The 26,141-nt window shown below is 28.2% G+C and carries 27 protein-coding genes; all 27 read left to right on the forward strand.

The features are described 5' to 3' along the window. The first annotated feature begins 38 nt into the window (after nucleotides 1-38). The 27 genes from yfmH to ACRDDE_RS01330 all read left to right on the forward strand — a co-directional run bounded on the left by yfmH (nucleotide 39) and on the right by ACRDDE_RS01330 (nucleotide 26,124). Nucleotides 39-1,325 (forward strand): EF-P 5-aminopentanol modification-associated protein YfmH, encoded by a 1,287-nt coding sequence (gene yfmH, locus ACRDDE_RS01200; protein WP_438624994.1) that lies wholly within the window; start codon nucleotides 39-41, stop codon nucleotides 1,323-1,325. A 197-nt stretch (nucleotides 1,326-1,522) separates the two neighbouring features. Continuing rightward, nucleotides 1,523-2,302 carry a tyrosine-protein phosphatase gene (locus ACRDDE_RS01205; protein WP_438624996.1) on the forward strand — a complete coding sequence of 260 codons (780 nt, stop codon included), beginning with the start codon at nucleotides 1,523-1,525 and terminating at the stop codon, nucleotides 2,300-2,302. A gap of 10 nt (nucleotides 2,303-2,312) precedes the next feature. After that, entirely contained in the window at nucleotides 2,313-3,068 is a 756-nt protein-coding gene (lgt, locus tag ACRDDE_RS01210; protein WP_438624998.1) for a prolipoprotein diacylglyceryl transferase, read from the forward strand. Nucleotides 3,069-3,071: 3 nt separating this feature from the next. Next, nucleotides 3,072-4,007 (forward strand): 16S rRNA (cytosine(1402)-N(4))-methyltransferase RsmH, encoded by a 936-nt coding sequence (rsmH, locus tag ACRDDE_RS01215; protein WP_438625000.1) that lies wholly within the window; start codon nucleotides 3,072-3,074, stop codon nucleotides 4,005-4,007. Nucleotides 4,008-4,140: 133 nt separating this feature from the next. After that, entirely contained in the window at nucleotides 4,141-4,497 is a 357-nt protein-coding gene (locus ACRDDE_RS01220; RefSeq protein WP_438625001.1) for a hypothetical protein, read from the forward strand. Between the two features lie 11 nt (nucleotides 4,498-4,508). After that, nucleotides 4,509-6,488 carry a stage V sporulation protein D gene (locus ACRDDE_RS01225; protein ID WP_438625002.1) on the forward strand — a complete coding sequence of 660 codons (1,980 nt, stop codon included), beginning with the start codon at nucleotides 4,509-4,511 and terminating at the stop codon, nucleotides 6,486-6,488. 247 nt (nucleotides 6,489-6,735) lie between these two features. Next, nucleotides 6,736-8,109: a UDP-N-acetylmuramoyl-tripeptide--D-alanyl-D-alanine ligase gene (locus ACRDDE_RS01230; RefSeq protein WP_438625003.1), complete on the forward strand. Its 1,374-nt coding sequence runs from the start codon at nucleotides 6,736-6,738 to the stop codon at nucleotides 8,107-8,109. Nucleotides 8,110-8,148: 39 nt separating this feature from the next. Beyond that, nucleotides 8,149-9,114 (forward strand): phospho-N-acetylmuramoyl-pentapeptide-transferase, encoded by a 966-nt coding sequence (gene mraY, locus ACRDDE_RS01235; protein WP_025162704.1) that lies wholly within the window; start codon nucleotides 8,149-8,151, stop codon nucleotides 9,112-9,114. Nucleotides 9,115-9,132: 18 nt separating this feature from the next. Next, nucleotides 9,133-10,491 (forward strand): UDP-N-acetylmuramoyl-L-alanine--D-glutamate ligase, encoded by a 1,359-nt coding sequence (gene murD / locus ACRDDE_RS01240; protein ID WP_438625004.1) that lies wholly within the window; start codon nucleotides 9,133-9,135, stop codon nucleotides 10,489-10,491. A gap of 33 nt (nucleotides 10,492-10,524) precedes the next feature. Then, entirely contained in the window at nucleotides 10,525-11,655 is a 1,131-nt protein-coding gene (gene spoVE, locus ACRDDE_RS01245) for a stage V sporulation protein E (protein WP_438625005.1), read from the forward strand. Between the two features lie 17 nt (nucleotides 11,656-11,672). Beyond that, nucleotides 11,673-12,881, forward strand: coding sequence for an undecaprenyldiphospho-muramoylpentapeptide beta-N-acetylglucosaminyltransferase (gene murG / locus ACRDDE_RS01250; RefSeq protein WP_438625006.1), 1,209 nt, complete (start codon nucleotides 11,673-11,675; stop codon nucleotides 12,879-12,881). Nucleotides 12,882-12,965: 84 nt separating this feature from the next. After that, entirely contained in the window at nucleotides 12,966-14,219 is a 1,254-nt protein-coding gene (murA, locus tag ACRDDE_RS01255) for a UDP-N-acetylglucosamine 1-carboxyvinyltransferase (RefSeq protein WP_438625007.1), read from the forward strand. 143 nt (nucleotides 14,220-14,362) lie between these two features. Beyond that, nucleotides 14,363-15,097: a cell division protein FtsQ/DivIB gene (locus ACRDDE_RS01260; RefSeq protein ID WP_438625008.1), complete on the forward strand. Its 735-nt coding sequence runs from the start codon at nucleotides 14,363-14,365 to the stop codon at nucleotides 15,095-15,097. A gap of 336 nt (nucleotides 15,098-15,433) precedes the next feature. Further along, entirely contained in the window at nucleotides 15,434-15,565 is a 132-nt protein-coding gene (locus ACRDDE_RS01265; protein ID WP_224170857.1) for a DUF1290 domain-containing protein, read from the forward strand. A gap of 104 nt (nucleotides 15,566-15,669) precedes the next feature. Continuing rightward, a complete protein-coding gene (gene ftsZ, locus ACRDDE_RS01270) occupies nucleotides 15,670-16,851 on the forward strand; it encodes a cell division protein FtsZ (RefSeq protein ID WP_438625009.1) in 1,182 nt (393 codons plus the stop codon). A gap of 134 nt (nucleotides 16,852-16,985) precedes the next feature. Further along, nucleotides 16,986-17,822: a sigma-E processing peptidase SpoIIGA gene (locus ACRDDE_RS01275; RefSeq protein ID WP_438625010.1), complete on the forward strand. Its 837-nt coding sequence runs from the start codon at nucleotides 16,986-16,988 to the stop codon at nucleotides 17,820-17,822. Nucleotides 17,823-17,842: 20 nt separating this feature from the next. Continuing rightward, nucleotides 17,843-18,574 carry an RNA polymerase sporulation sigma factor SigE gene (gene sigE / locus ACRDDE_RS01280; protein ID WP_035115449.1) on the forward strand — a complete coding sequence of 244 codons (732 nt, stop codon included), beginning with the start codon at nucleotides 17,843-17,845 and terminating at the stop codon, nucleotides 18,572-18,574. Nucleotides 18,575-18,664: 90 nt separating this feature from the next. After that, entirely contained in the window at nucleotides 18,665-19,438 is a 774-nt protein-coding gene (sigG, locus tag ACRDDE_RS01285; protein ID WP_021430119.1) for an RNA polymerase sporulation sigma factor SigG, read from the forward strand. A gap of 128 nt (nucleotides 19,439-19,566) precedes the next feature. Next, nucleotides 19,567-20,031 (forward strand): hypothetical protein, encoded by a 465-nt coding sequence (locus tag ACRDDE_RS01290; RefSeq protein WP_438625011.1) that lies wholly within the window; start codon nucleotides 19,567-19,569, stop codon nucleotides 20,029-20,031. 10 nt (nucleotides 20,032-20,041) lie between these two features. Continuing rightward, a complete protein-coding gene (locus tag ACRDDE_RS01295; RefSeq protein ID WP_438625012.1) occupies nucleotides 20,042-20,683 on the forward strand; it encodes an accessory gene regulator ArgB-like protein in 642 nt (213 codons plus the stop codon). Between the two features lie 23 nt (nucleotides 20,684-20,706). After that, nucleotides 20,707-20,826 carry a cyclic lactone autoinducer peptide gene (locus tag ACRDDE_RS01300; protein ID WP_150886970.1) on the forward strand — a complete coding sequence of 40 codons (120 nt, stop codon included), beginning with the start codon at nucleotides 20,707-20,709 and terminating at the stop codon, nucleotides 20,824-20,826. A gap of 67 nt (nucleotides 20,827-20,893) precedes the next feature. Next, nucleotides 20,894-22,579, forward strand: a complete 1,686-nt coding sequence (locus ACRDDE_RS01305; protein WP_438625013.1) for a bifunctional diguanylate cyclase/phosphohydrolase — start codon at nucleotides 20,894-20,896, stop codon at nucleotides 22,577-22,579. A gap of 69 nt (nucleotides 22,580-22,648) precedes the next feature. Then, nucleotides 22,649-22,912: a YlmC/YmxH family sporulation protein gene (locus ACRDDE_RS01310; RefSeq protein ID WP_021430001.1), complete on the forward strand. Its 264-nt coding sequence runs from the start codon at nucleotides 22,649-22,651 to the stop codon at nucleotides 22,910-22,912. A 29-nt stretch (nucleotides 22,913-22,941) separates the two neighbouring features. Then, complete coding sequence (gene nrdR / locus ACRDDE_RS01315; protein WP_247012049.1) at nucleotides 22,942-23,397, forward strand: transcriptional regulator NrdR; 456 nt, start codon at nucleotides 22,942-22,944, stop codon at nucleotides 23,395-23,397. Between the two features lie 6 nt (nucleotides 23,398-23,403). Next, nucleotides 23,404-24,114 (forward strand): peptidoglycan editing factor PgeF, encoded by a 711-nt coding sequence (gene pgeF, locus ACRDDE_RS01320; RefSeq protein ID WP_438625014.1) that lies wholly within the window; start codon nucleotides 23,404-23,406, stop codon nucleotides 24,112-24,114. Between the two features lie 17 nt (nucleotides 24,115-24,131). After that, entirely contained in the window at nucleotides 24,132-24,824 is a 693-nt protein-coding gene (locus tag ACRDDE_RS01325) for a winged helix-turn-helix domain-containing protein (RefSeq protein ID WP_438625016.1), read from the forward strand. Between the two features lie 13 nt (nucleotides 24,825-24,837). Further along, on the forward strand, nucleotides 24,838-26,124 hold the full coding sequence (locus ACRDDE_RS01330) for a HAMP domain-containing sensor histidine kinase (RefSeq protein ID WP_438625018.1): 1,287 nt from the start codon (nucleotides 24,838-24,840) through the stop codon (nucleotides 26,122-26,124). Nucleotides 26,125-26,141 lie beyond the last annotated feature (17 nt).

Here is a 26,141-nt window from a genome sequence, read left to right on the forward strand (position 1 = left end):
TAGATACTATTTATTTCTTAAGAAATTAGGAGGAGTATATGGAAAAGATAGTTAACGATATATTAAAAGAAGAACTTTATTATGAAAAATTAGACAATGGACTTGATGTATATTTTATGCCTAAAAAAGGGTTTATGAAAAAATTTGCAGTCTTAGCTACTAATTATGGATCTAATGAGTTAGAATTCATTCCTATAAATGAAAATGAAAAATTTAGAGTAAATGAAGGTATAGCCCATTTTTTAGAACATAAAATGTTCGAGCAACCAGATGGTGGAAATGCATTTGATAAATTTTCTAAGTTAGGAGCTAGTGCAAATGCATATACCAATTTCACTATGACTGCATATTTATTTTCTTGCACAGATAACTTTTATGAAAGTTTAGAACATCTTATAGATTATGTACAAACTCCATATTTTACAGATGAAAATGTAGAGAAAGAAAAAGGAATAATTGAACAGGAAATAAAAATGTATAATGATGATCCTGACTGGAATGTATATTTCAATTGCTTAAGAGCAATGTACAAGGATTATCCTGTAAATGTTGATATAGCAGGAAGTGTGGAAAGTATATACAAAATTACAAAAGATGAACTTTATAAATGTTATAATACATTTTATAACCCGGGAAATATGGCCTTATTTGTAGTAGGGGATGTCGAAGTTGATAAAGTTATGGAAAGTATCAAGAAAAGTAATCATAGTAATATAGAAAAACTAGATCATAGTATAAAAAGATTTTACCCTCAAGAATCTAAAGAAATAAATAAAAAAGAAATAGTTGCAAACTTCCCTATATCAATGCCTATGTTTAACATAGGATTTAAAGATGATAACGTAGGAATTAAAGGGAAAGAACTACTTCGTAAAGAGGTTGTTACAGAAATTCTGTTAGATATGATTTTTAAAAGAGGTAGCGAAGTATTTGATGAGTTATATATGAGTGGACTAATAAATGACAATTTTGGATGTGGATTTACATCTCAAGTTGATTATGCATTTACTTTAGTAGGAGGAGAATCTGAAAGTCCTATGAAGGTAAAAGATGTTATATTAAAGTATATAACTAAATATCAAAAAGAAGGACTATGTGAAGAGGATTTTAATAGAATGAAAAAGAAAAAAATGGGGCAGTTTATAAAATACTTTGACTCAGTAAATTTTATAGCTAATAATTTTATAGCGTATAAGTTTAAAGATATAAACTTATTAGACTACTTAGATGTTATTAAAGAAGTAGAGTTTAAAGAAGTAGAAGAAAGATTAAAAAATCATTTAAAAGAAGAGTATTGTGTAATCTCAATAGTAGAACCTAAGTAAATTTTAAAAGTGCTAATTATAGCACTTTTTTTACGTACACTTACGAAAAAGTTATGGATAATCTATGATACTTAGTTATATCAATATTACATGCTTTAAGCGTAAAAATTTTTTATTTTAAAGTATAATAGTTAAAGAAAATTGATGGTTTATAGGTAATATGGTATCATTTAGTTTATAAAAGGAGGGAGAGCTAAATGATAGATATACATTGTCATATATTGCCGCAAGTAGATGATGGGTCAAAAAGCTTAGAAGAATCTATAGAAATGGCAAAAATAGCACAAAGTGAAGGAATTAAAAAGATAATTAATACATCACACTATCATCCAGATTTTAAATATAAAAGTGGAGAAGAGTTAAAATTAATATTAAAAAGTTTTAACAAAAAATTAAAAGATGAAAATATAGATATAGAGATTTTTTTAGGAAATGAACTTTATTTTACAGATGATTTATTATGTGATTTCGAAAAATTAGAGTTTCATAGCCTAAATAACAGTAAATATATATTAGTTGAGTTTTCGCCTAATAATTTTCCTAATAATTTAGCAGATATAGTGTATGAATTAAAACTAAAAAAATACATTCCTATACTAGCACATGTAGAAAGATATCCTAAAGTACAAGAAAGTCCAAATATTATATATGATTGTATAAATGAAGGAGCTTTAATTCAATTGAATGGAGCTAGTGTAATAGGGAAAAATGGTAAAGAGGCAGAGAAGACTAGTAAAATTTTACTAGAAAATAATATGGTTCATTTTATAGCGACAGATGCACATAGTAGTACAAAGAGAAGACCACTAATTAAAGAAGTTTATGATTATATAAGTAAGCAATATGGAGAAGAAAATGCAAAAAATATATTTGAAGAAAATCAAAAATGTATTTTAGAAAATAAAGATATATGCATTTTAGAACCAACAAAATACATAGAAAAGAAAAATTTATTTAAAAGACTATTTAAAAGGTAGGGATTAGCTTATGGATAGAATTGCATTTACTATATTTGGAATAGATGTAATGTGGTATGGAATACTTATGGCAACAGGTATGATTTTAGGTACATTAATAGCATTGAAAGAAGCTAAAAGAGTTGGAATCAAAGAAGACGATATATTAGATTTAGCAATTATTGCAATTCCGGTAGGACTAATAAGTGCCAGATTGTATTACGTAATATTTAATTGGGAATATTATTCTAATAACCCATCTCAAATATTTAATTTTAGAGGTGGTGGAATGGCAATACATGGAGCTTTAATAGGTGGAGTATTAGCAGGATATATATTTTCTAGATATAAAAAAATTAAATTTCTAAAATTAGCAGATACTGTTATACTTGGAATGCCTTTAGCTCAAGCTATAGGAAGATGGGGCAATTTTATAAATAAAGAAGCTCATGGAGGGCCAACTAATTTACCATGGGGAATAATGGTAGATGGAGTAAAAGTACACCCAACTTTTCTATATGAATCTATATGGGATTTTGGTATATTTATATTCCTATGTATATTTAGAAAAAAGAAATCTTATGAGGGTCAAATTATAGTTTTATATGCTATACTATATTCTTTAGGAAGATTTTTTATAGAAGGGCTTAGAACTGATAGCCTTATGATAGGACCTCTTAGAATGGCTCAAGTTATAAGTTTAGCAGGAGTAATAGGCGGAATAATAGTCCACCTATATTTATCAAAGAAAAATAAAAAAGAAATAGATGATACTAAGGAGCGATAAAATATGGAATTTCATCACGTATCGGTACTTTTAGATGAGTGTATTGATAATTTAAACATAAAACCAGATGGAGTATATGTTGATTGTACAATGGGTGGTGCAGGTCACTCTAAAGAAATAGTAAAAAGACTTTCTAAAGATGGGCTTTTTATAGGATTTGACCAAGATATAAACGCTATAAATACAGCAAAAGAAAGATTGAGTGAATATAGCGATAGAGTAAAGTTTGTACACAGTAATTTTCAAAATTTAAAAAATGAATTAGAAAAAATAGGTGTATATAAAGTGGATGGGGTTCTAGCAGATTTAGGTGTTTCATCACATCAATTAGATGAGGCTGATAGAGGATTTTCATATATGCAAGATGCACCTTTAGATATGAGAATGGATATAAGATGCAGTTTTTCAGCTTATGATGTTGTAAACACATACAGTGAAGCGGAATTATCAAAAATAATAAAAGATTATGGAGAAGATAATTGGGCTAAACGTATAGCTAAGTTCATAGTAGAAGAACGTAAAGAAAAGAACATAGAAACTACAGGTGAACTAGTTGAAATTATAAAAAAAGCTATACCTAAGAAAGCTAGAATAGATGGGCCACATCCAGCTAAAAGAACTTTCCAGGCTATAAGAATAGAAGTAAATAATGAATTAGGTGTTATAACTGAGATGATAGATGATGCAGCTTCTATTATGAATGAGGAAGGAAGAATATGTATAATAACTTTCCACTCTTTAGAAGATAGAATTGTAAAAAATGCATTTAGAGATTTAGCAACAGATTGTATATGTCCACCACATATTCCTATATGTCAGTGTGATAAAGAGTCTTTAGTAAAAGTTATAACTAGAAAACCAATATTACCAACAGACAAAGAAATCGAAGAAAACCCAAGATCTAGAAGTGCAAAATTAAGGGTTGCTGAAAGAATATAGAAGTCTAAGCGAAAGCTTAGACTTTTTTGTTTTTTATTGTTTTAATTTTGTATTAAGACTAAAAAGGAAGGAGTATATAGAAAGTTAAATATAATATATATCTATTTATTTATAAAAAAGTAAGGGGATATGTATGAAAAGAAAAAATAAAATAAAAGATATAAATGAATATAGAGCAAATAAAAAGAATATCTATAAAAGAAGAATGATAAAAAAAATTACAAAGTGGGTTATAAAGTTAGGATCTATAGCAAGTGTTTGTTGTATAATTTTTGCGTGTATGTATGGATATAGTGAAGTTGCAAAATTAAAATATAAAATCGGGGATTTAGAGTCTGAGTTACATAATAAAACTATAGAAAAAGAAAATTTACAAGTAGATGTAGATCTATTAACTAGAAGTAGAGATATAGAAAAGAAAGCTAATGAGAAATTAGGGATGGACTATCCTAAAGAAAGTCAGATGAAGTACATAGAAGTACCTAATTAGGGGGGATTTGCTTGAGTAAAATAAAGAGATTGAGTAAAAAAAGGTTAGTAATTGTTTTAATACTAGCATGCTTTGTTTTTACGATGCTTATATTTAGGACTGGATACTTACAAATAATTAAAGGGGATTGGCTTACAGAAAAAGCTTTAGATCAGCAAACAAGAGATATACCAATAGAACCTAAAAGAGGTACTATATATGATAGAAATATGAAAGAGCTTGCTGTAAGTGTTACTAAGTATACTGTTTGGGCTAAACCGGTTGAAGTTAAAGACAAAGAAAAATCAGCTAAGGTAATATCTGAAATGATAGGTGAAGACTATGATGATGTTTTAAAATTGTTGAAAAAGAAAAATATGGCTTTGGTAAAAGTAAAAAGATGGATAGATGATAAAACAGCAGAGAAAATAAGAGACTCTAAATTACCAGGTATATGGGTAGCTGAGGATAATCAAAGATATTATCCATATGGGAATTTTGCTCCATACGTAATCGGACATACATCAGACGATGCAACAGGAATTGCTGGTATAGAAATGCAATATGACAAACACTTAAAAGGAAAACCAGGAAGACTTATTGTTAGTACTGATGCATCAGGAAGAGAAATTCCTCATGGTATGGAAAAATATTATGAGCCAGTGCAAGGAAATGGATTAGTTCTTAGTATAGATGAAGTAATTCAACACTATACTGAAAAAGCAGTTCAAAAAGCTTATGAAATAAATAATGCTAAAAGAGTTACAGCAATAGCTTTAGACCCAAAAACTGGCGACATTTTATCTATGGCATCAAAACCTGACTATGATCCAAATGATTCAAGAACACCGATATATCCATACTACGAAGAAGAGCTTGAAAAATATAGTGATAAAGATAAAATAAAAGGATATTTCTCAATGTGGAGAAATCCTGCAGTTAGTGATACGTATGAACCGGGATCTACTTTCAAACTTATAACATCATCCGCATCTGTAGAAGAAGGTGTTATAAAAGATGGAGAAAAATTTGTATGTACAGGTAGTGTTACTGTAGGTGGAAGAAAATTGAAATGTTGGAGACATTATAGACCGCATGGAGCCCAAGAATTTAAACAGGCAGTCCAAAATTCTTGTAACCCAGTTTTTGTTGAGTTAGGGCAAAGATTAGGGGTGTCTAAGATGTATGATTATATAGAAGGATTTGGATTCATGGATAAAACTAATATAGATTTACCTGGAGAAGCTAAAGGTATTTTATATAATGAAAAAAATGTAGGGCCTGTAGAGTTAGCAACTATATCATTTGGTCAATCTATATCTGTTACTCCTATGCAATTAATAAGCGCAATAGGTTCAATAGCAAATGATGGAAAACTTATGGAACCGAGAGTAGTTAAATCAAAAGTTGATAATCAAGGAAACGTAACAGAAAATATAAAACCAAAGGTAGTTAGACAAGTAATATCAGAAGATACATCTAAAAAAATGTTAGAAATAGCTGAATCTGTTGTAAGTGAAGGATCTGGTAAGCAGGCATATATACCTGGGTTTAAAATAGGTGGTAAAACAGGAACAGCACAAAAGGTTATAGATGGTAAGTATGCACAAGGTAAATATATATGCTCCTTTGTGGGGATAGCTCCTTGTGATGATCCACAAATAGTAGTATTAGCTATAGTAGATGAACCAAATGGAGTTAACGCATTTGGTAGTACAACAGCAGGACCTATAGTAAAAGAAATCATGAATGATTCATTAAAATATTTAGGAGTTGAACCTAAATATACAGATAAAGAAAAGCAAGAATATGAAAAACCTAAAGTGAAGGTGCCAAATATTGTTGACTTAAGCATAGAAGATGCTTTAAAGGTATTAGAAGAAAATAAATTAAAACCGATACAAGACACAGACACAGAGGTTGATGGAAGTACAAAGGTTAAAGAAATCTTCCCTCCTGCAGGATCAGAAGTACCACAAGATTCAGGAATAGTAATTTACACAAATAATTAAAAGACAATATAGGAATAAACATCTTCAAAAATATTAATATATAGTATATAATTAATGAGTTAATAATTTAAAGAGCAATGTATATAATTTATATACATTGCTCTTTATTAGGATTTCTAAAGGTTTACAAAAGTGTAAAATAATTAGTATTCTATAAAATTATATATTAAAATATTATAAGTATAGATGATGAATATAAAAAGATTTATAATATTTAAAGAGATTTACTTTATTAAGGAGGTTTAGTATGGAATCTTTATCTATAAAAGAACTAGTTATAGCAACTAAAGGTACGTTGGTAAAAGGTAATGAATCAGACGAAATACAAAATATAGCTATAGATAGTAGAAAAGCAAAATCTACAGATGCATTTATAGCTATAATAGGTGAAAGCCTAGACGGACATAAGTTTATGCAGTCAGCATATGAAAATGGATGTAAAACTTTTATAAAAAATAGAAGTAATAGCATAAAATTTGAAAGTTCGGATATAAATTTAATAGAAGTAGAAGACACAACAAAGGCTCTTGGAGATATAGCAAATTTTTATAAGTGCAAATTTGAAATACCATATATCGGTGTTACAGGTAGTGTCGGAAAAACTACAACAAAAGATATGATATATGCAGCTATATCAACAAAATTTAATACTTTGAAGAATGAAGGTAATTTCAATAATCATATAGGAGTTCCGCTTACATTATTCAACTTAAATTCCAGTCATGATTGTGCAATAATAGAAATGGGAATGTCTCATTTTGAAGAAATAGAGTATTTAGCAAACATGGTTAATCCTAAGATAGGAGTAATATCAAACATAGGGCTATCTCATATAGAAAATTTAGGATCTCAAGAAGGCATATTAAAAGCCAAGTTAGAAATCACTTCAAACTTTGACGAATCTAACACACTTATAGTAAACGGTGACGATGAATATCTAAAAAAAATATGCAAAGATGAATTAAATTATGATTTAAAAACTTTTGGATTTGACCACAATAATGATATATATTGTACAGAGTACTCTATAGGAGAAGAAGAATTAAGATTTACATGTATGATAAATAATAATAAAGAAGAAATATATATACCTACAGTTGGAAAACACAACATATATAATGCAATGGCAGCTATACTTGTAGGATTAAGCTTAGAAATGGATTTAAAAGATATAAAAGAAGGTCTTAAAAACTTCAAAGCAAGTAAAATGAGATTGGATATTATTAAAAAAGATGATTTAACAATAATAAATGATGCATATAATGCAAGCCCAGATTCTATGAAAGCTGCATTGGAAATATTAGGAAGGTATGAAAAAAGAAGAGTAGCAATACTTGGAGATATGTTTGAGATGGGAGAACATTCAGAGTATGGCCATAGACTTGTAGGAGGATATGCAATAGAGAATGTTGATGTTTTAATAACTATAGGAGAAAGCTCAAAGTTTATAAGTGATGAATCAATTAAACTAGGTTTAAATGGCTCTAATGTGTACCATTTTGACAATAAAGAAATAGCAATCGAGAAATTAAGTGATATAATAAATAAGGATGACGTAGTTTTAGTTAAGGCGTCTAGAGGTATGCAATTAGAAAATATAGTACAATATTTAAGCAGGTAGACAATAATTAAGAAATAGCCAGCAAGGGAGAGGAGTTATATTATGTTAGGAATAACACAACTTACGTATACAGCGATGATTTCATTTCTAATAGTGATTATACTAGGACCGATTTTTATACCTATGTTAACTAAGTTTAAGTTCGGTCAAACTGTAAGAGATGATGGACCACAGACACATTTACAAAAAAATGGAACACCTACAATGGGTGGTATAATGATGATAGTAGCAATACTAGTTACAGTTCTTACAAGAACAAAAGTAAGCTCAGATATGACAATGGGGCTTTTATGTATAACAGGATTTGGTTTTGTAGGATTTGTAGATGACTTTTTAAAAATTAAATTTAAAAGATCATTAGGATTAAAAGCATATCAAAAGATTTTACTACAAATTGCATTAGCAACACTTTTAGCATATTATCAATATACTAATTCACCAAGTGCTGCTCAATTATTAATACCATTTACAAGCTTTACGATTAATTTAGGTCCTTTATATGTACCTGTCATGGTATTTGTAATACTTGGAACTGTAAATGCAGTAAACTTAACAGATGGATTAGATGGATTAGCATCAGGAATAACTGTTATAGTATCTGGATTCTTTATGTTACTTGCAGCTAATTATGGATATACAGATGTAGCTATATTAGCTGCAGCTACAGTAGGTGCATGTATAGGATTCTTAGGATTCAACTCATATCCTGCAAGAGTATTTATGGGTGATACAGGATCTATGGCATTAGGAGGGGCTGTTATTTCATTTGCAGTACTTACAAATAATGTCCTTATAATACCTATAGTTGGAGGTATTTATTTCGCAGAAGCTATATCTGTTATACTTCAAGTAGGTTCTTATAAACTAAGAAAGAAAAGAATATTCAAAATGGCACCTATACATCATCACTTTGAGCAATGTGGATGGCCTGAAACAAAAGTTATATTTGTATTCTGGATAACATCTATAGTATTAGCTTGGATAGGTATAATAGCAGTATTCTAATTTACGGGGGTTAGAGCAATGGATTTAAAAAATAAAAATGTCTTACTTGTAGGACTAGCAAAAACTGGCGTATCAACTATAAAAAAATTAAATAAATTAGGTGCAAATATCATAGTAAATGATATAAAACCTAAGGAAAAATTAGAAGGAATAATAGAAGAAATAGATAATTTAGATAATATAGAATATGTTTTAGGTAAACACCTTGAAAATATAGAAAACATAGATTTAACTATAGTATCTCCTGGAGTTCCTTTAGACTTGCCTTTTATAGAAAAAATAAAATCTGAAGGCATTAAAATAATAGGAGAAGTTGAATTAGCATATAAACTATCTAAAAATCCTACATTCATAGGAATAACAGGAACAAATGGAAAAACTACTACTACTAGCTTAGTAGGAGAGATGTTTAAAAAAGCAAATAAAGATACATATATAGTTGGAAATATAGGTAATCCAGTTATAGACACTGTTGATTTAACTAATGAAAACTCATATCTTGTAACAGAGTTAAGTAGTTTCCAATTAGAAAGTATAGAAGAATTTAAACCTAAAGTAAGTACTATAATAAATATTACAGAAGACCATTTAAATAGACACCATACTATGGAAAATTATATAAATGCTAAAGCTAGAGTGTTTAAGAATCAAGACAAGACGGATTTTACTATACTAAACTATGATGATTCTATTGTTAGAGATTTAGGTAAAAACAGTAATGGAAATGTTTTATACTTCTCAATAAAAGAAGAAGTAAAGCAAGGTGCATATCTAGATAAAAATAACAATATAGTTATAAAGGTAGATGGTGAAGAATTAGTTCTTATGAATAAAGCTCAATTGAGCTTACCAGGAAACCACAACTTAGAAAATGCTATGTCGGCTATTTTAATGGCATACGTATTAAATATCGATACTGACGTTATAATAGAAACATTAAGAACATTTAAAGGTGTAGAGCATAGATTAGAGTTTGTTACAAATAAAGATGGTATTATGTTTGTAAATGACTCTAAAGGAACAAACCCAGATTCAACTATAAAAGCTATAACTTCATATGAAAAACCTATAGTTTTAATAGCTGGAGGATATGAAAAGCAAAGTGATTTTACTGAAATGATTAAATATGCAACTAAAAATGTTAAGGCTTTAGTCCTATTAGGACAGACTGCAGATAAAATAGCAACAACTGCAAAAGAACATGGAATAAACAATATATCAAAAGTTGAAGATATGGAAACTGCAGTTAAAAAAGCTTATGAAATAGCTGAATCAGGGGATGTAGTTTTATTATCACCAGCTTGTGCAAGTTGGGATATGTATCCAAACTTCGAGGCAAGAGGATTAGACTTCAAAGAGAATATATATAAATTATAGATATATAACTGGGAATGGAGGTAGGTCTAATTAATGCCTAAAGAGATAGTAAAGAAACGTGTTAGTAGGGGGATAAAAACTGATTTTGACAATGTGGTATTTTATACAACCATGTTATTAGTATTTATAGGGATCATAATGGTTTTTAGTGCTAGTTTTATACAATCTACATTTAAACTAGATGATTCCTATTTCTTTTTAAAAAGAAACATAATTTATGCAACCATAGGATTTATTGCTATGATTTTTACATCTAGGATAGACTATAGATTTTGGTACAAAAATGCAAAAATGTTAGGAATAGTAGTTGTCATATTACTTCTATTAGTACTTTCACCTCTTGGAACCTCATTAAATGGAGCTCAAAGATGGTTAGGGGTTGGAGGATTAACAATACAACCAGCAGAGTTAGCTAAATTTGCAACAATAATAATAACTGCTAAATTAATAGAATTAAAGTACGATAAAATAAAATCTTTAACAAAAGGAGTTATACCACTTCTTATAATACCTAGTATTTTCTTTGCATTAATAATATTACAACCCAATTTATCAACTGCTGGAACAGTAATATTAGTTACTTTTGTAATGATATTCGTAGCAGGAATGGATATGAAAATTGTTTATGCTATGTTTGGAGCAGGAGTTGGATTATTTGCAGTAATGGTGTTAGCAGCTCCGTATAGACTTGCTCGTGTTACTTCATTTATAGACCCGTTTAAAGATCCTCTTGGAGCAGGATATCAAGTCATACAAGGACTGTATGCACTTGGATCAGGAGGATTATTTGGCCTTGGTCTAGGAAAAAGCAGACAAAAATACTTTTACATACCAGAACCACAAAATGATTTTATATTCGCAATAATAGGAGAAGAGCTTGGGCTTGTAGGGTGTGCAATAGTAATAATGCTATTTGTATTTTTAGTTTATAGATGTATAAGAATTGCAATAAAATGTCCGGATGTATTTTCATGTATGCTTGTTGTAGGTATCGGTGGGCAAATAGGTATTCAGGCAGCTTTGAATATAGCTGTTGCAACATCATCAATGCCTGTTACAGGAGTCGCCTTACCATTTATAAGTTATGGAGGAACCTCCCTTACAATATTTATGGCAGCAGTAGGGATTGTGCTTAATGTCTCTAAGCATGTAAAAATGAATTAGACAGGAGATGAAAGTTAATGAAAGTTTTATTATCTGGTGGAGGAACAGGAGGGCATGTATACCCTGCCATCGCCATAGCAAATAAGATAAAAGAAGAAAATCCAGATGCTGAAATAGTATTTGTAGGAACAGAAAAAGGAATAGAATCTGAAATAGTTCCGAAATATGGTTATGAACTAAGAACTGTTACAGTACAAGGATTTAAAAGAAAAATAGATTTTGATAATGTTAAAAGAGTATTTAAATTATTTAAAGGATTAGAACAGTCAAGAAGGATTGTTAAGAAATTTAAGCCAGATGTTGTTATAGGGACTGGAGGATACGTTAGTGGACCCGTATTATTCAATGCATCTATGGGTAAAGTTCCTGCTATAATTCATGAGCAAAATTCTTTCCCTGGAGTTACTAATAAAATTTTAGCTAAAATGGTAACTAAAGTTTTAACTAGCTTTGAGGATTCTCATGTAAGATTCCCTGAAGAAACTAGAAATAAATTAATACTTACAGGAAATCCGGTTAGAAAAGAAATCCTTATATCTAAAAAAAGTAATTCAAGAAGAAAATTAGGAATACAAGAAGATAAAAAGATGGTTTTATGCTACGGAGGTAGTGGAGGATCAAGAAAAATCAATGATTCTATGAAGGTAGTAATAAGAAATCTTGTGAATGAAGATGTAGCATTTATATATGCTACAGGTAAGAATTTCTATGATGGTTTTATGAGTGACATAGGTGACTTACAGTTAAAACCATATCAAAAGGTAGTACCATATTTAGAAGATATGGCAAGTGCATTAGCGGCTTGTGATATAGTTATAGGAAGTGCAGGTGCTATATCTTTAGCTGAGATAACAGCGCTTGGTAAACCATCTATAATAATACCTAAAGCTTATACAGCAGAAAATCATCAGGAATACAATGCTAAAAGTATAGAAAGCAAAGGTGCAGGAATAGCAATTTTAGAAAAAAATCTTACAGCTGAAACTTTAAATGATACAGTATTTAAATTATTAGGAGACAGAGATCTTTTAATAGACATGTCAAATGCAAGTAAAGAAATAGGAAAGCCGGAAGCTATAGACATAATATATAAAGAAGTTATGGAAGTTTATAATAGAAACAATAAAAAGCCGAAAAAAGAGGCTAAAGTTGAAAGTAAAGATGAAAAAATAAGTAAAGATGAAGTAAAAGAAGTTAAGACAATCGGTATAAAAAATAAAAAGTAACATATTTCCCCTCTAGTACATAGTATTAAAAATATAAGAAGTTATATTTTAGGCTAAAAATACTTGCTACTAGGGGGGATACTTTTGTCAAAGTATATAATTAGTGGAGGCAACAAAGTAGAAGGTAGGCTGGATATAAGAGGAGCAAAAAACTCTGTATTGCCTATAATGGCTGCGTCTATACTAAATGAATCTGAAAATATAATAAAAAACATTCCGGATATATCAGATGTCCATGTAATGATTGATATATTGAAAAGCATAGGGTGTAAAGTTGAATACAATGAATATACTTTATATATAGATAGTAAAAATGTTAATGTTAACAGTGTTAAAGAAGAGTATATGAAAAAATTAAGATCATCCATTATAGTAATGGGTGCAATGATAGGAAGATTTAATAATATAAGCATAAGCTATCCAGGAGGATGTTCTATAGGTTCTAGACCGATAGATCTTCATTTATATGCTTTGGATAAACTAGGTGTAAAAATAACTGAAGACAGAGGATATATATATTGTAATAGAGAGTATTTGGTAGGAAATACTATAAACTTAACATTTCCAAGCGTAGGTGCTACAGAAAATGCAATGTTAGCAGCTGTTAAGGCTAAAGGGATAACTATAATAAATAATGCTGCAAGAGAACCTGAGATAGAAGACTTGCAAAATTTTTTAAATTTAATGGGAGGCAAAGTAAGTGGAGCAGGAAGTAGTTGTATTCAAATTGAGGGAGTAGATAAATTACATTCTGTTGAACATACAATAATTCCTGATAGAATTGCAATAGGGACTTATATGATTGCTAGTGCTATAACTGGAGGATACCTAGAAGTTGATAGAGTTATAAAGAGCCATATGGACCCTATAGTTAGCAGATTAGAAGAATTGGGATGCAATATAGAATATAAAGGATCTGGGTTGGAACTTAAAGCTCCAAATAAAATTTTACCTATAGATATAATAAAAACATCACCTCATCCTGGATTTCCTACTGACATGCAATCTCAGCTTATGACCTTATTATGCTTAAGTCAAGGTACTAGTATTTTCCATGAGGCAATATTTGAAAATCGATTTATGCATTGCGGAGAACTTTCTAAAATGGGAGCAAATATAATAAAAATAACTGAAAATATTTGCATGGTAAAAGGTGTAAATAAACTTGTTGGAGCTAAAGTGGAGGCTTCGGATTTAAGAGGAGGAGCGGCCTTGATATTGGCAGGTCTAGCTGCAGAAGGAACAACTGAAGTTACTAATATTAGCCATGTAGAACGAGGTTATGAACATATTGAAAAAACATTGAAAAGCCTAGGTGCAAATATAAAAAAAATTTAGTATAAAAAAAGAAATCGAATTAGTTTTATGTACTATTACGATTTCTTTTTTGTGATTTTGAAATATTAAATAATCAAATAACAAAGGATAAGCTGTTGTTATGTAGTATTTTATAATATATAAAATACTAAAGGTGGGTTATTATGAAAAAAAATAAATGCAAGTTAAATAAGAGAGGTAAATTTGCTATATATGCTTTTATTTTGCTAGTTATATTATTTATTTATATATGTATAAGTAGTAGTATTTTTGAACTGAAACAAATCAATGTGGATGGAAATAGTAAAATAACTAAAAGTGATATAATTAAAATAGGAGATATTGAAACTGGCAAAAATATTTTTAAATATAATTTAAATGATGTAGAAAAAAAATTATTGGTGAACCCATACATAAAATATGTTAAAGTTAGTAGGAAGTTTCCCGATAAATTAGTAATAACAATTAAAGAAAATAGTGAATATGCAATAATAAAAGAAGGAGCAAGTTATATTTATATAGGTGAAAATGGATTGATTTTATCAGAACAAAAAGATATAAAGAACAAGAATATACCTTTAATAAGTGGGATTGAAATAAAAAATAAAAAATTAAACACAAAGGTTAAAATCAATTCAGATAAATCAAATGACATAATTTTAGCTATAGATACATTGAAAAAAAACAATATGTCAAGAAAAGTTGAAAGTATAAAAATAAATAAAAATAAAATGTACATGAAAACAGATGATAACACAAATATTGTTTTGAAAATAGATGAAGATATAGAGTATAACATCAATCGATTAAAGACTATACTAGTTGACTTAAAATCTAACAATAAAAAAGGTGGTAATATAGATTTAACTTCAAAAGAACAAGCTATATACTCTCCATGATGTTAAACTTTATTATAATTTCAAAATTTTTATAGTAACTAAAATATAAGCAACAAATTGTTTTTAAAATTAATTTTTGTTTATTAAATTTTGCAAATGGATAACGAAAATTATGTATATTTATAAATTCTTGTAAAAAACATGAATAAAAAACTTGAATAATGGAGGTATTTCAAAGTAAAATATAGAAGGTGAATATTATAATATAGGTAATTAATGGTAGTTCGCTTATTATAATAACTGGGTATTATATTTAAATGACATTATACAATAGAGTACTCTGTATATAAGTAAATTAAAAATTAAATTAAACTATGATTTAAAAAATTTACTTACATAGGATATATAATAGGAGTTCCTATGTATTATGTAGATATATTGGTATTTGGGACAAGGTTATTTAATAATTTATCAATTATAAGAAGACAGATTGTATCTAATTTATGCAATAAAAAAAGAGGAAAATGAACTTTTTTGTGGAATAAGTTAGTTAAATATTAACAAAATGCTAATATAAAATGATATAATTAATACATAGATTTACTTTGAATATTAAATAAGGAGGTTTGTAGATGCTAAACTTTGACGTAGAAATGGATAACTTTGCAAAAATCAAAGTAATAGGCGTAGGTGGCGGTGGTAACAACGCTGTCAACAGAATGGTTGAAGCACAACTAAAAGGTGTTGAATTTATAGCTGTAAATACTGATAAACAAGCTTTATATACATCTAAAGCTGAGCATAAAATTCAAGTTGGAGAGAAACTTACTAGAGGTTTAGGAGCAGGAGCAAACCCAGAAGTTGGGAAAAAGTCTGCAGAAGAAAGTAAGGATGAAATACTCAAAGTTCTTGAAGGTGCGGATATGGTATTTGTAACTGCGGGAATGGGCGGAGGAACAGGAACAGGAGCTGCGCCTGTAGTTGCTCAATTAGCAAAAGAGATGGGTATACTTACAGTAGGAGTAGTTACAAAACCTTTTGCTTTTGAAGGTAAAGTAAGAATGAAAAATGCAGAACAAGGTATAAAAGAGTTAAAGACAAAAGTTGACACTTTAATAACTATACCTAATGATAGATTGTTACAAATAGTTCAAAAAAATACATCTATGTTAGAAGCATTTTCAATAGCCGATGATGTATTAAAACAAGGTATAGAATCTATATCAGACTTAATTGCAGCACCAGGTTTAATAAACCTAGACTTCGCTGACGTTCAATCTATAATGAAGGAAAAAGGCCTAGCACATATGGGTATGGGAAGAGCTCAAGGCGAAAATAGAGCTATAGAAGCAGCAAGACAAGCTATACAATCACCATTACTAGAAACGTCTATAAAAGGAGCTAAGGGTGTTTTACTTAATATAACAGGTGGAGCAAACTTAGGGCTATTTGAAATAAATGAAGCTTCTACATTAGTTCAAGAATCTTGTGATTCTGAAGCTAATATAATATTTGGAGCTACAATAAAAGAAGACTTAAAGGATGATCTTGTTATAACTGTTATAGCTACAGGATTTGAAGATGGACAAGATATGGATTTAGATTTAATAAATAGAAACAACGCAATGAATCAAGGACAACATCAAAGCTTTCAACAAAACAGTTTAAATCATAATCCGGCACGAGAGCCTCAAAGACAAGTAGTGCCAGAACAAAAACAAGAAGAAGAAACTGTCGTTAAACAAAATACAAGTTCAACATACATAGAAAGTGATGATATGGAGATTCCAACATTCTTAAGAAGAAGAAGATAGTACTATCTTCTTTTTTTTTGCCTTTTTTTGTTTTATTTAAGAATAAATTTAATTTAGTTCGACTATCAATTATGACATAAAACTCATTAAACCTAAACTATAATATAGGTAAATGTTTCAAGGGGGGGATGGAGGTGTACGTAGAATATTATGCAATTGAAAACTTATTAGTAAATTATATAATAATAAGTTGCACTGCTATAATTTCAAAAAATAATAGTTCTATGAAGAAAAAATGGACAGGTGCTACAATTGGAATGATATATTCAATTTTATATTTATTTGATAATTTCAATTTGTTTTTTTCGATTCCTATGAAAGTATTATTAATTTTAATTGTAACGAAAATAGCATTTAACAATGAATCGTTAAAGGGATATTTAAGGACTTTGATTATATTTTATTTTGTTAATATTTTTATTGCTGGAAGTTCTTTTTTTATTATATATTGTACAGGCCTCACACATTTAACTATATCTTTTATAATCTTAATAACATATGTAAGTGGAGTAGTTCTTAAATATATTTATAATGACATAAAAGAATTGAAGCATATAGCAAGTATGAAAAAAGATATGACAGTATGTATAGATGAAAAAGAGGTGGAACTTAAGGCTTTAATAGATACTGGGAACTTATTGAAAGATCCAATAACTAAAAGTGAAGTTGTTATTATAAGTGCTAATAAATTATATGAAATTTTACCTGAAGAATTCCAAAAACTAGATCTTAAAAATATAAATATAAGTTCAATTGATAATGTTATAGATAAAGTTGATAAAAATATATCTTATAGAATTAGAATGATACCTGTAAAGCAGATAAATGACAGCAACTTGGTAATAGGCATAAAATCAGATTACATAAAAGTTGATGGACAAAAAATACCTAATGTAATATTAGGGCTTTCAAATTTTAATGAAGATGGTTATAACGCTATATTAAATCCACAACTATTAATGAGTATATAAAATTTAAGGGGGATAGTTTTATGAAAAATTTTATAAAATTGAAGTCAAAGTGTATAGGTTATTTTTATAAAATCTTAAAAAGATTAGGTCTTTTAAATCCAAAGGGCCTATATTACTTGGGGGGCGTAAATATATTGCCACCACCGCTTTCTACTGAGGAAGAGCAAGAACTTTTAAAAAACTTAGAACATGATGAAAGTATAAAATCTATCTTAATTGAAAGAAATTTAAGATTGGTAGTATATATATCTAGAAAATTTGAAAATACAGGGATTGATGTAGAAGATCTTATATCAATAGGGACAATAGGTTTAATAAAAGCTGTGAATACATTTAAGTTAAATAAAAATATAAAACTAGCTACTTATGCATCTAGATGCATAGAAAATGAAATACTTATGTATTTAAGAAAAAATAATAAAAAGAAAACCGAGGTGTCATTTGATGAACCTCTTAATGTGGATTTAGATGGGAATGAGCTTTTGTTGTCTGATATATTAGGAACAGAAAATGATGAAATATATAAGTTAATAGAAGAGGAGATAGATAAAGATCTTTTGGTTATGGCTCTTGATAGACTTTCAGATAGAGAAAAACAAATTATGGAGTTAAGATTTGGTCTAGCTAGCAAAGGAAATGAAAGAACTCAAAAGGAAGTTGCTACGATGTTAGGTATATCACAATCGTACATATCTAGGTTGGAGAAAAAGATAATATCTAGACTAAAAAAAGAGATGAAAAAATTTGTTTAGAGAATAAATAATTGCTCTTAAACAGTATAAAAATATACTAGATGTAAATAATTGTATAAGAAATACTTTTTAAGAGAGGACTGAGTTGTAATGCAAATAAATAAAGTTGAAATCTGTGGAGTAAATACCTCTGAGTTACCAGTTCTTAAAAATAATCAAATGACAGAACTCCTTATAAAAATTAAAAATGGAGACGAAGTAGCTAGACAAGAATTTGTAAGAGGAAATCTAAGATTGGTATTGAGTGTAATTCAAAAGTTTAATAACAGAGGGGAAAATATTGACGATTTATTTCAAATAGGTTGTATAGGACTTATAAAGGCAATTGATAATTTTGACTTAAGTCAAAATGTAAGATTTTCAACTTATGCAGTCCCTATGATTATAGGAGAGATAAGGAGGTATCTAAGAGATAATAATCCTATAAGGGTGAGTAGGTCCTTAAAAGACATTGCATATAAGGCTCTTCAAGTGAGAGAGAGACTAGTAAGGTCTAATTCTAAGGAACCAACTGTTTCGGAGATAGCTAAAGAGCTTGAACTAGATGTTGAAGATGTAGTAATGGCTTTAGATGCTATTCAAGATCCTATATCATTATTTGATCCGGTATATCAGGACAATGGAGATGCTATATTTGTAATGGACCAAGTTCAAGATAAAAAAGATACGGATGAAAATTGGTTACAAGAAATAGCTCTTAAAGAAGCTATAAAAAAATTAAATGGAAGAGAAAGATTGGTTTTAGATTTAAGATTTTATAAAGGGAGAACTCAGATTGAAGTAGCTGATGAAATTGGTATTTCTCAAGCTCAAGTTTCTAGGATAGAGAAAAATGCTTTGAAAAACATGAGAAAATATATATAAAAAATATGCAAAAGTACTATTACTTTTGCATATTTTTTTGATGTGCTCAGAATTCCATATTAATTGTAAAAATATGTAAAATATGGTATAATTCGTAGTGGATAATATTAGTGAAGAGGGAGAATTGAATGTTAAATTCATCATTATCATATGTAATAATTAGAAGTTTTCCAGAAAGTATTTTTTTAATTTTATCTGGATACATTTTATTTAACTTAAATATTAATTTAAAAAATACTATTAGAAATTCTTTGTTTTACTTAGTAATATTAACATGTATTAGAATGTTACCTATAAGCTTTGGAATACATACCGTTTTAAGTATGTTTGTGATAGGAATGATTTTTTATAGGTTTGAAAACCAACAGATTATACCAACTATAATAAATGTATCAAAGATATACATATGTTTAGCAATTAGTGAAGGTATTTATATGGTGATTGCAGATAAAATATTAAAAATACCTACACAAATATTGACAAATAATACGAGTATTAACAGCGCGATATTATCACTTCCATCATTACTAATATTTATTTTATTAATTATTGGATTAAATATAGTAACTAAAAAAATAAGCAAAAACATATAGGGGTAAACTTATGGCTATTATAGAAAAAATTTCATATAATATTTCAAACAAAATAGGTGAAAAGGCAAATAAGAGTAATGAAGAAATACAAGTTATGAATTACGGATTATTTATTTGGGTACACACTATATTGGCTTACATAGCTACAATTTTAGTAGGAATAATAATAGGAAAAACGATAGAAGTTTTATTAATTTCTATTGCTGCATCTAGCCTGAAAAAGTTTTCAGGTGGAGTTCATGCAACCTCTCCTAATAGATGTTTGATAATAGGTATTATAACAACATTAATTTTCACATATATTTATGTTTTTTTAAATAAATATTGTGGGTACAATTTTATATATATTTTCAGTGTATTAAGTGTTGTATCATGTTATTATATTTTTTATAAAAAGGCTCCAGTTGGAACAAAAAATAAGCCTTTAAAGAAGGAAGAAACTAGAAACAAACTTAGAAAAAAATTATTCAATAGACTTAATGCTTTTATTGTAATCATAATATTACTTTTAATAGTTAGATTAACTAAAATTTCAAATTGTGACATAGCTATGTTTGTATATTGTATAGAATTAGGGATTATATTACAAACAGTAGCGATAACTAAGCTAGGAGAAACAATCATATTAAAATTAGATTGTTTTCTTAAATAAAAAATATTTAAGGGGGATTAGCTATGAACTTTTTAGCAAATTTATTCTCAGATTTTGCAATGAATTTAGGAAATTCTGCATCTACAATGTGTACTATGGTATTCTTTGAACCAGAAATGCCAAAATCTTTAAGAGAAGAGTAATTTTAAATAAACCATAAGGATATATCCTTATGGTTTATTAATTAAAAAGGAAATTTAGGAGAAAAGAATGAATGAGTTTGAAAATATAAGGAATAAAAAAGTATTTGAAATATTAGCAATAATAAAAGTTATATACATGCTTTTAGGAATGGTAGCTATGATAAGTTCCTATACAAGAATAGAAAGTTATAACTATATGTTATTTTACATATACATAGTTGCTATAATAATACTTTTAATAGTTTACTTTATATGGTTATCAAAGAGACAATATAAATTTATAGATAATCCAGCAAAATCTAGAGATAACATAGAAACAATTTTATTAATGTTAATATGTACAGTTATAATAATGTCAACAGGTAAAGAAGAAAGTCCTTATAAATTTCTATATATTTTTATAATTATAATATCTGCAATACAATTTGGAAGAAACTATGCTATGATTGTTTCTATAATTTGTTCTATATTAGTTTGCGGAGTGGATGTATTATCAATACAATTTGGCGCTCATCTTCAAGAACCAGCTAAAGAATTAATAACAAATTATTTTCAAATTGATATAGTTATAGTAAGCGCTTTTTTTGTAACGTCATGGATACTAGGAATGTACGTTAATATAGAAAAAGAGCATAGTAAAGAACTTCAAAATCTAGCTAATGTAGATGAACTTACGGGTTTATATAATCATAGATATTTTCAAGAATCATTAGAAACGCTAATGGAGTGTGCTGATAGTGAAAATACATCAATCTCGATGCTGTTTATGGATATTGATTATTTTAAAAATTACAACGATATAAATGGACATCAGGCAGGGGATGTTGTTTTGAAAGATGTAGGTCAAATTTTAAAAGAAAGTGTAAGAGAACATGATATTGTAGCAAGATATGGAGGCGAAGAATTTGCTGTAATTCTTCCAAATACTGTGGAAGAAGATGCTATAATAGTTGGAGAGAGAATTAGAACAAATATAGAAAATACATATTTTTATGGTCAAGAAAATCAACCAAATAAAAACATGACGATATCTATAGGGGTTTCATCATATCCGCTGAGGGCAAGTAATAAGCATCAGTTTATAAATACTGCAGATGATGCTCTTTATAGGGCTAAATCACTTAATAAAAACAGGGTAGAGGTATATTATAGTGTTTTAGAAGAGATTTCAGATCACATATACATAGATGAAGAAACAGCTAATTCATTAAAAAGACTTATAAATATGATAAATAAAAAAGACCGATATACATATGGACATACAGAAAGAGTAGTTATATATCTAGGCTGGTTTTCAAACTATTTAAATCTTAACGAAAAAGATAAGCTTCGTTTAAAACTAGCAGCTTATCTTCATGATATAGGTAAAATTGAAATTCCAGAAGAAGTATTAAATAAAAAAGGAAGTCTAACTGATTTAGAGTATGATATGCTAAAGAAACATCCAGAATTGGGTGTGGATTTAATAAAGCATGTAAAAGCATTTGAAGAATTATTGCCAGCTATAAAACATCACCATGAAAGATATGATGGAAGAGGGTATCCAGATAATTTAAAAGGAAATGAAATTCCATATTTGGCTAGAATAATATCTATAGCAGATAGTTTTGATGCAATGACATCTCATAGACCTTACAATAATAGAAAAGGTCATGAAGAAGCTATAAAAGAGCTTAGAAAATGTTCAGGAAGTCAGTTTGATCCAGAATTAGTTGAAAAATTTATAAGTATGATAGAATTAAAAAATAATTAAAAATGGCCAGTATGGTCATTTTTTTTTATTCTTGTACATATTTATTTTTAAGAGGAGGTAGATTATAATATGATTAGAATTTCTGATATAATGGATAAAGAAGTAATAAATGTTAAAAATGGTAAAAGAATGGGATTTATTACAGATATAGAGATGGATACTAATGAAGGAAAAATTTTATCATTCACAATTGAAGGTGATGGAGGTATGAACTTTTTTTCTAGAAATTATGATGGGCAAGTTGTTTTTTGGAATGATATAATAAAAATAGGATGTGATACAATTATAGTAAACCAAGGTCAAGATCATAGTTTAGATGAATTTAATATATAAAAGACATAAGAAAAAAGGAGGGATAGGCTTTGTTATGTCCTTACTGCAATTATAAAGAATCAAAGGTAATAGACTCAAGACATACAGATGGTCAATCTATAAGAAGACGAAGAGAGTGTGAATCTTGTAAAAAGAGATTTACTACATACGAAAAAATAGAATTAACTCCTATTATGGTTATAAAAAAAGATAATAGTAGAGAATATTTTGATAGAAATAAAATAAAAAATGGTATATTGAAGTCTTCTGAAAAAAGGCCTGTTTCAATAGAACAAGTTGAAGAAATAATACATTACATAGAAAATGAAATAAATAAGACTTATCTATCAGAAATAGAAAGCAAAAAGATAGGTGAGATGGTAATGGATAAATTAAAAGATGTAGATGAAGTAGCGTATGTAAGATTTGCATCAGTATATAGACAATTTAAAGATATAAATACATTTGTTAAAGAGCTTAAAAATATACTAACAGAAAAAAGGTGATTGAGTATGAAAAACTATATAAGATTTGAAGGATTTGATAAAAAGTGTGATTTTGTTAACTTAGCATTTTCTAATATAAATATTGATATGGCATCAAAGTCTGATAAAGAAAATCTTTGTAAAGAGCTAAATATGAATTTCGAGAACTTAACAAATAATAAACAAATTCACTCAGATATAGTAAATATAATAAAAAAAGAAGATATAGGAAAAATAAAAGAAGGGGATGCTTTAGTTACAAATTTGAAGAAAACTCCATTATTAGTTTTTGTTGCAGACTGTGTTCCTGTGGCTATTGTAGATCCGAAGAAGGAAGCTGTAGCACTTTGCCATGCAGGATGGAGAGGTACATATTCAAAAATAACTCAAAAATCTATTGAAAATATGGAAAAGCTTTATGGAACAAACCCTGAAGATTTAATTTGTGTATTAGGACCTTCAATTGGACCGTGTTGTTATGAGGTATCTAAAGATTTAATTGAAAAATTTAACACAATTATTACAAATAGAGATGAAAAATTTTATATAATTAAAGAAAGCAAGTACTATCTAGATTTATGGAAAGTAAATGAATTAATATTGACAAGTTATGGTGTGAAAAAAGAAAATATAGTTAATTTAAACATATGCACTAGTTGTAATAGTGATAAGTTTCATTCATATAGAAAACATAATCAAACAACAAAAAGGCTAGGTATGATACTTGAAGTAAAGTAGAGAGGGGCTAACTTAAGATGAAAACTAAAGTGTTAGTTATAGATGATGAAAAGCATATTGTAGAGCTTTTAAAATTTAACTTAGAGACTATGGATTATGAGGTTCATTACTCTTACGATGGATTTGATGGATTTATAAAAGCAAAAGAAATAATGCCAGACTTAATATTATTGGATTGGATGCTTCCAAATATAAGTGGAATAGACCTTTTAAAGAAGATTAGAAGTGATAAAGATTTAAAAAATATACCTGTAATAATGCTAACAGCTAAAAATATTGAAAACGACAAGGTAGAAGGCTTAGATTCAGGTGCTGACGATTATATAACAAAGCCATTTAGTGTAAAAGAGTTATTAGCTAGAAGTAACTCTGTTTTAAGAAGATATAATGTTAATAATGACAATAGTGATAAAACGGTGTTAAGTATAGGAAATTTAAAAGTAAATTTACAAAAGCATGAGGTAATTAAAGGCACTGAAAAGATAGATTTAACACTTAAAGAATTTGAACTTTTAAGACTTTTACTAGAAAACAAAGGAAAGGTTTTATCTAGAAACTACTTATTAGATAAAATATGGGGATATGAATACTATGGAGAAACTAGAACTGTAGATGTTCATATAAGATATTTAAGAAAAAAAATAGAAGGAACTAGTGAAGAAGAAAAATATATAGAAACTATTAGAGGAATAGGATATAAAATAGATTAAGGGGCGTTTTAACATGGATAATATAAGCATATACTTTTTAATTGTTTTAGTATCAATTATAGTTTCTATAATTTCAATAAGATATGCTATAAATCTAAGAAATTACTTACAAGAATTTATAGCTGTTTCAAAAAAAATAAGTAACAAAGAATTCCATGCAAAAATAAACATATCAGCAAAAGGTGAATTAGGGCAACTAGTTGATAATTTTAATGATATGATAGATACAATAGATATTACGATTCAAGAAGTTCAATACAAAAATTTACAATTAAAATCTATTGTAAAAAGTATATCGCATGGTATTTTAGCTATTGATATAAATGGAAATGTTTTATTGATAAATGAAGAAGCAAAAAAAATAATAAAAAGTGATGGAATTGAAACTATAGAAGGTAAGAATATACATCACGTTATAAAAGACTATAAAATATTAAATGAAATTTCTAAATTTATAGGATCAAAGAAAACTGAAATGAAAGAAATTACCAATGATGAAGATATAGTATATAATATAAAACTAGACCCTATATACCTTCAAAGCAGTAATAATGTTATCATTGGTTCTATAATAAACATAGAAAACATAACTGAAAGAGTTAAGTTAGAAAATATGAGAAGTGACTTTGTTGCTAATGTAACTCATGAGTTAAAGACACCTCTTACATCTATAAGTGGATTTGTAGAAACATTAAGAATAAATGAAAATATAGATAAAAATATGAGAGATAGATTCTTAGGAATAATCGAAACAGAATCGGATAGACTAAAAAGACTTATAGACGATATATTATTACTTTCATTTATAGAAAATAAAGATACTATAACATCTGAAAATGTAGAGGTACTAAATGTATTTAAAGAAGTTTATGAGTTAACGATTAACTCTGCCAAGATAAAAAATATTGAATTGAAATATAAATTTGATGATGAGAAGATTTTTATAAACTCTAACAGAGATTATATTAAACAAATATTTTTAAATTTAATAGACAATGCTATAAAATATACTCCTGATGGAGGTTTTGTAGAGACTAGTGTATATGAAAGTAATGAAGAGGTATTTATAAAAGTTTCAGACAATGGAATTGGAATATCTAAAGAAGATAAAGACAGGGTGTTTGAGCGATTCTATAGAGTTGATAAGGCTAGAAGTAGAGATGTAGGTGGTACCGGGTTAGGGCTTGCTATAGTAAAACATATAGTTAAATCTTTAAATGGAACTATAAGTGTAAAAAGTGAATTAAATATAGGAACTGAATTTACAGTTACAATACCAAAAAAAAATTTCCTTAATTAAGGAAATTTTTTTTTGTT

The organism is Paraclostridium sp. (assembly GCF_051656405.1).
Classification (GTDB): domain Bacteria; phylum Bacillota; class Clostridia; order Peptostreptococcales; family Peptostreptococcaceae; genus Paraclostridium.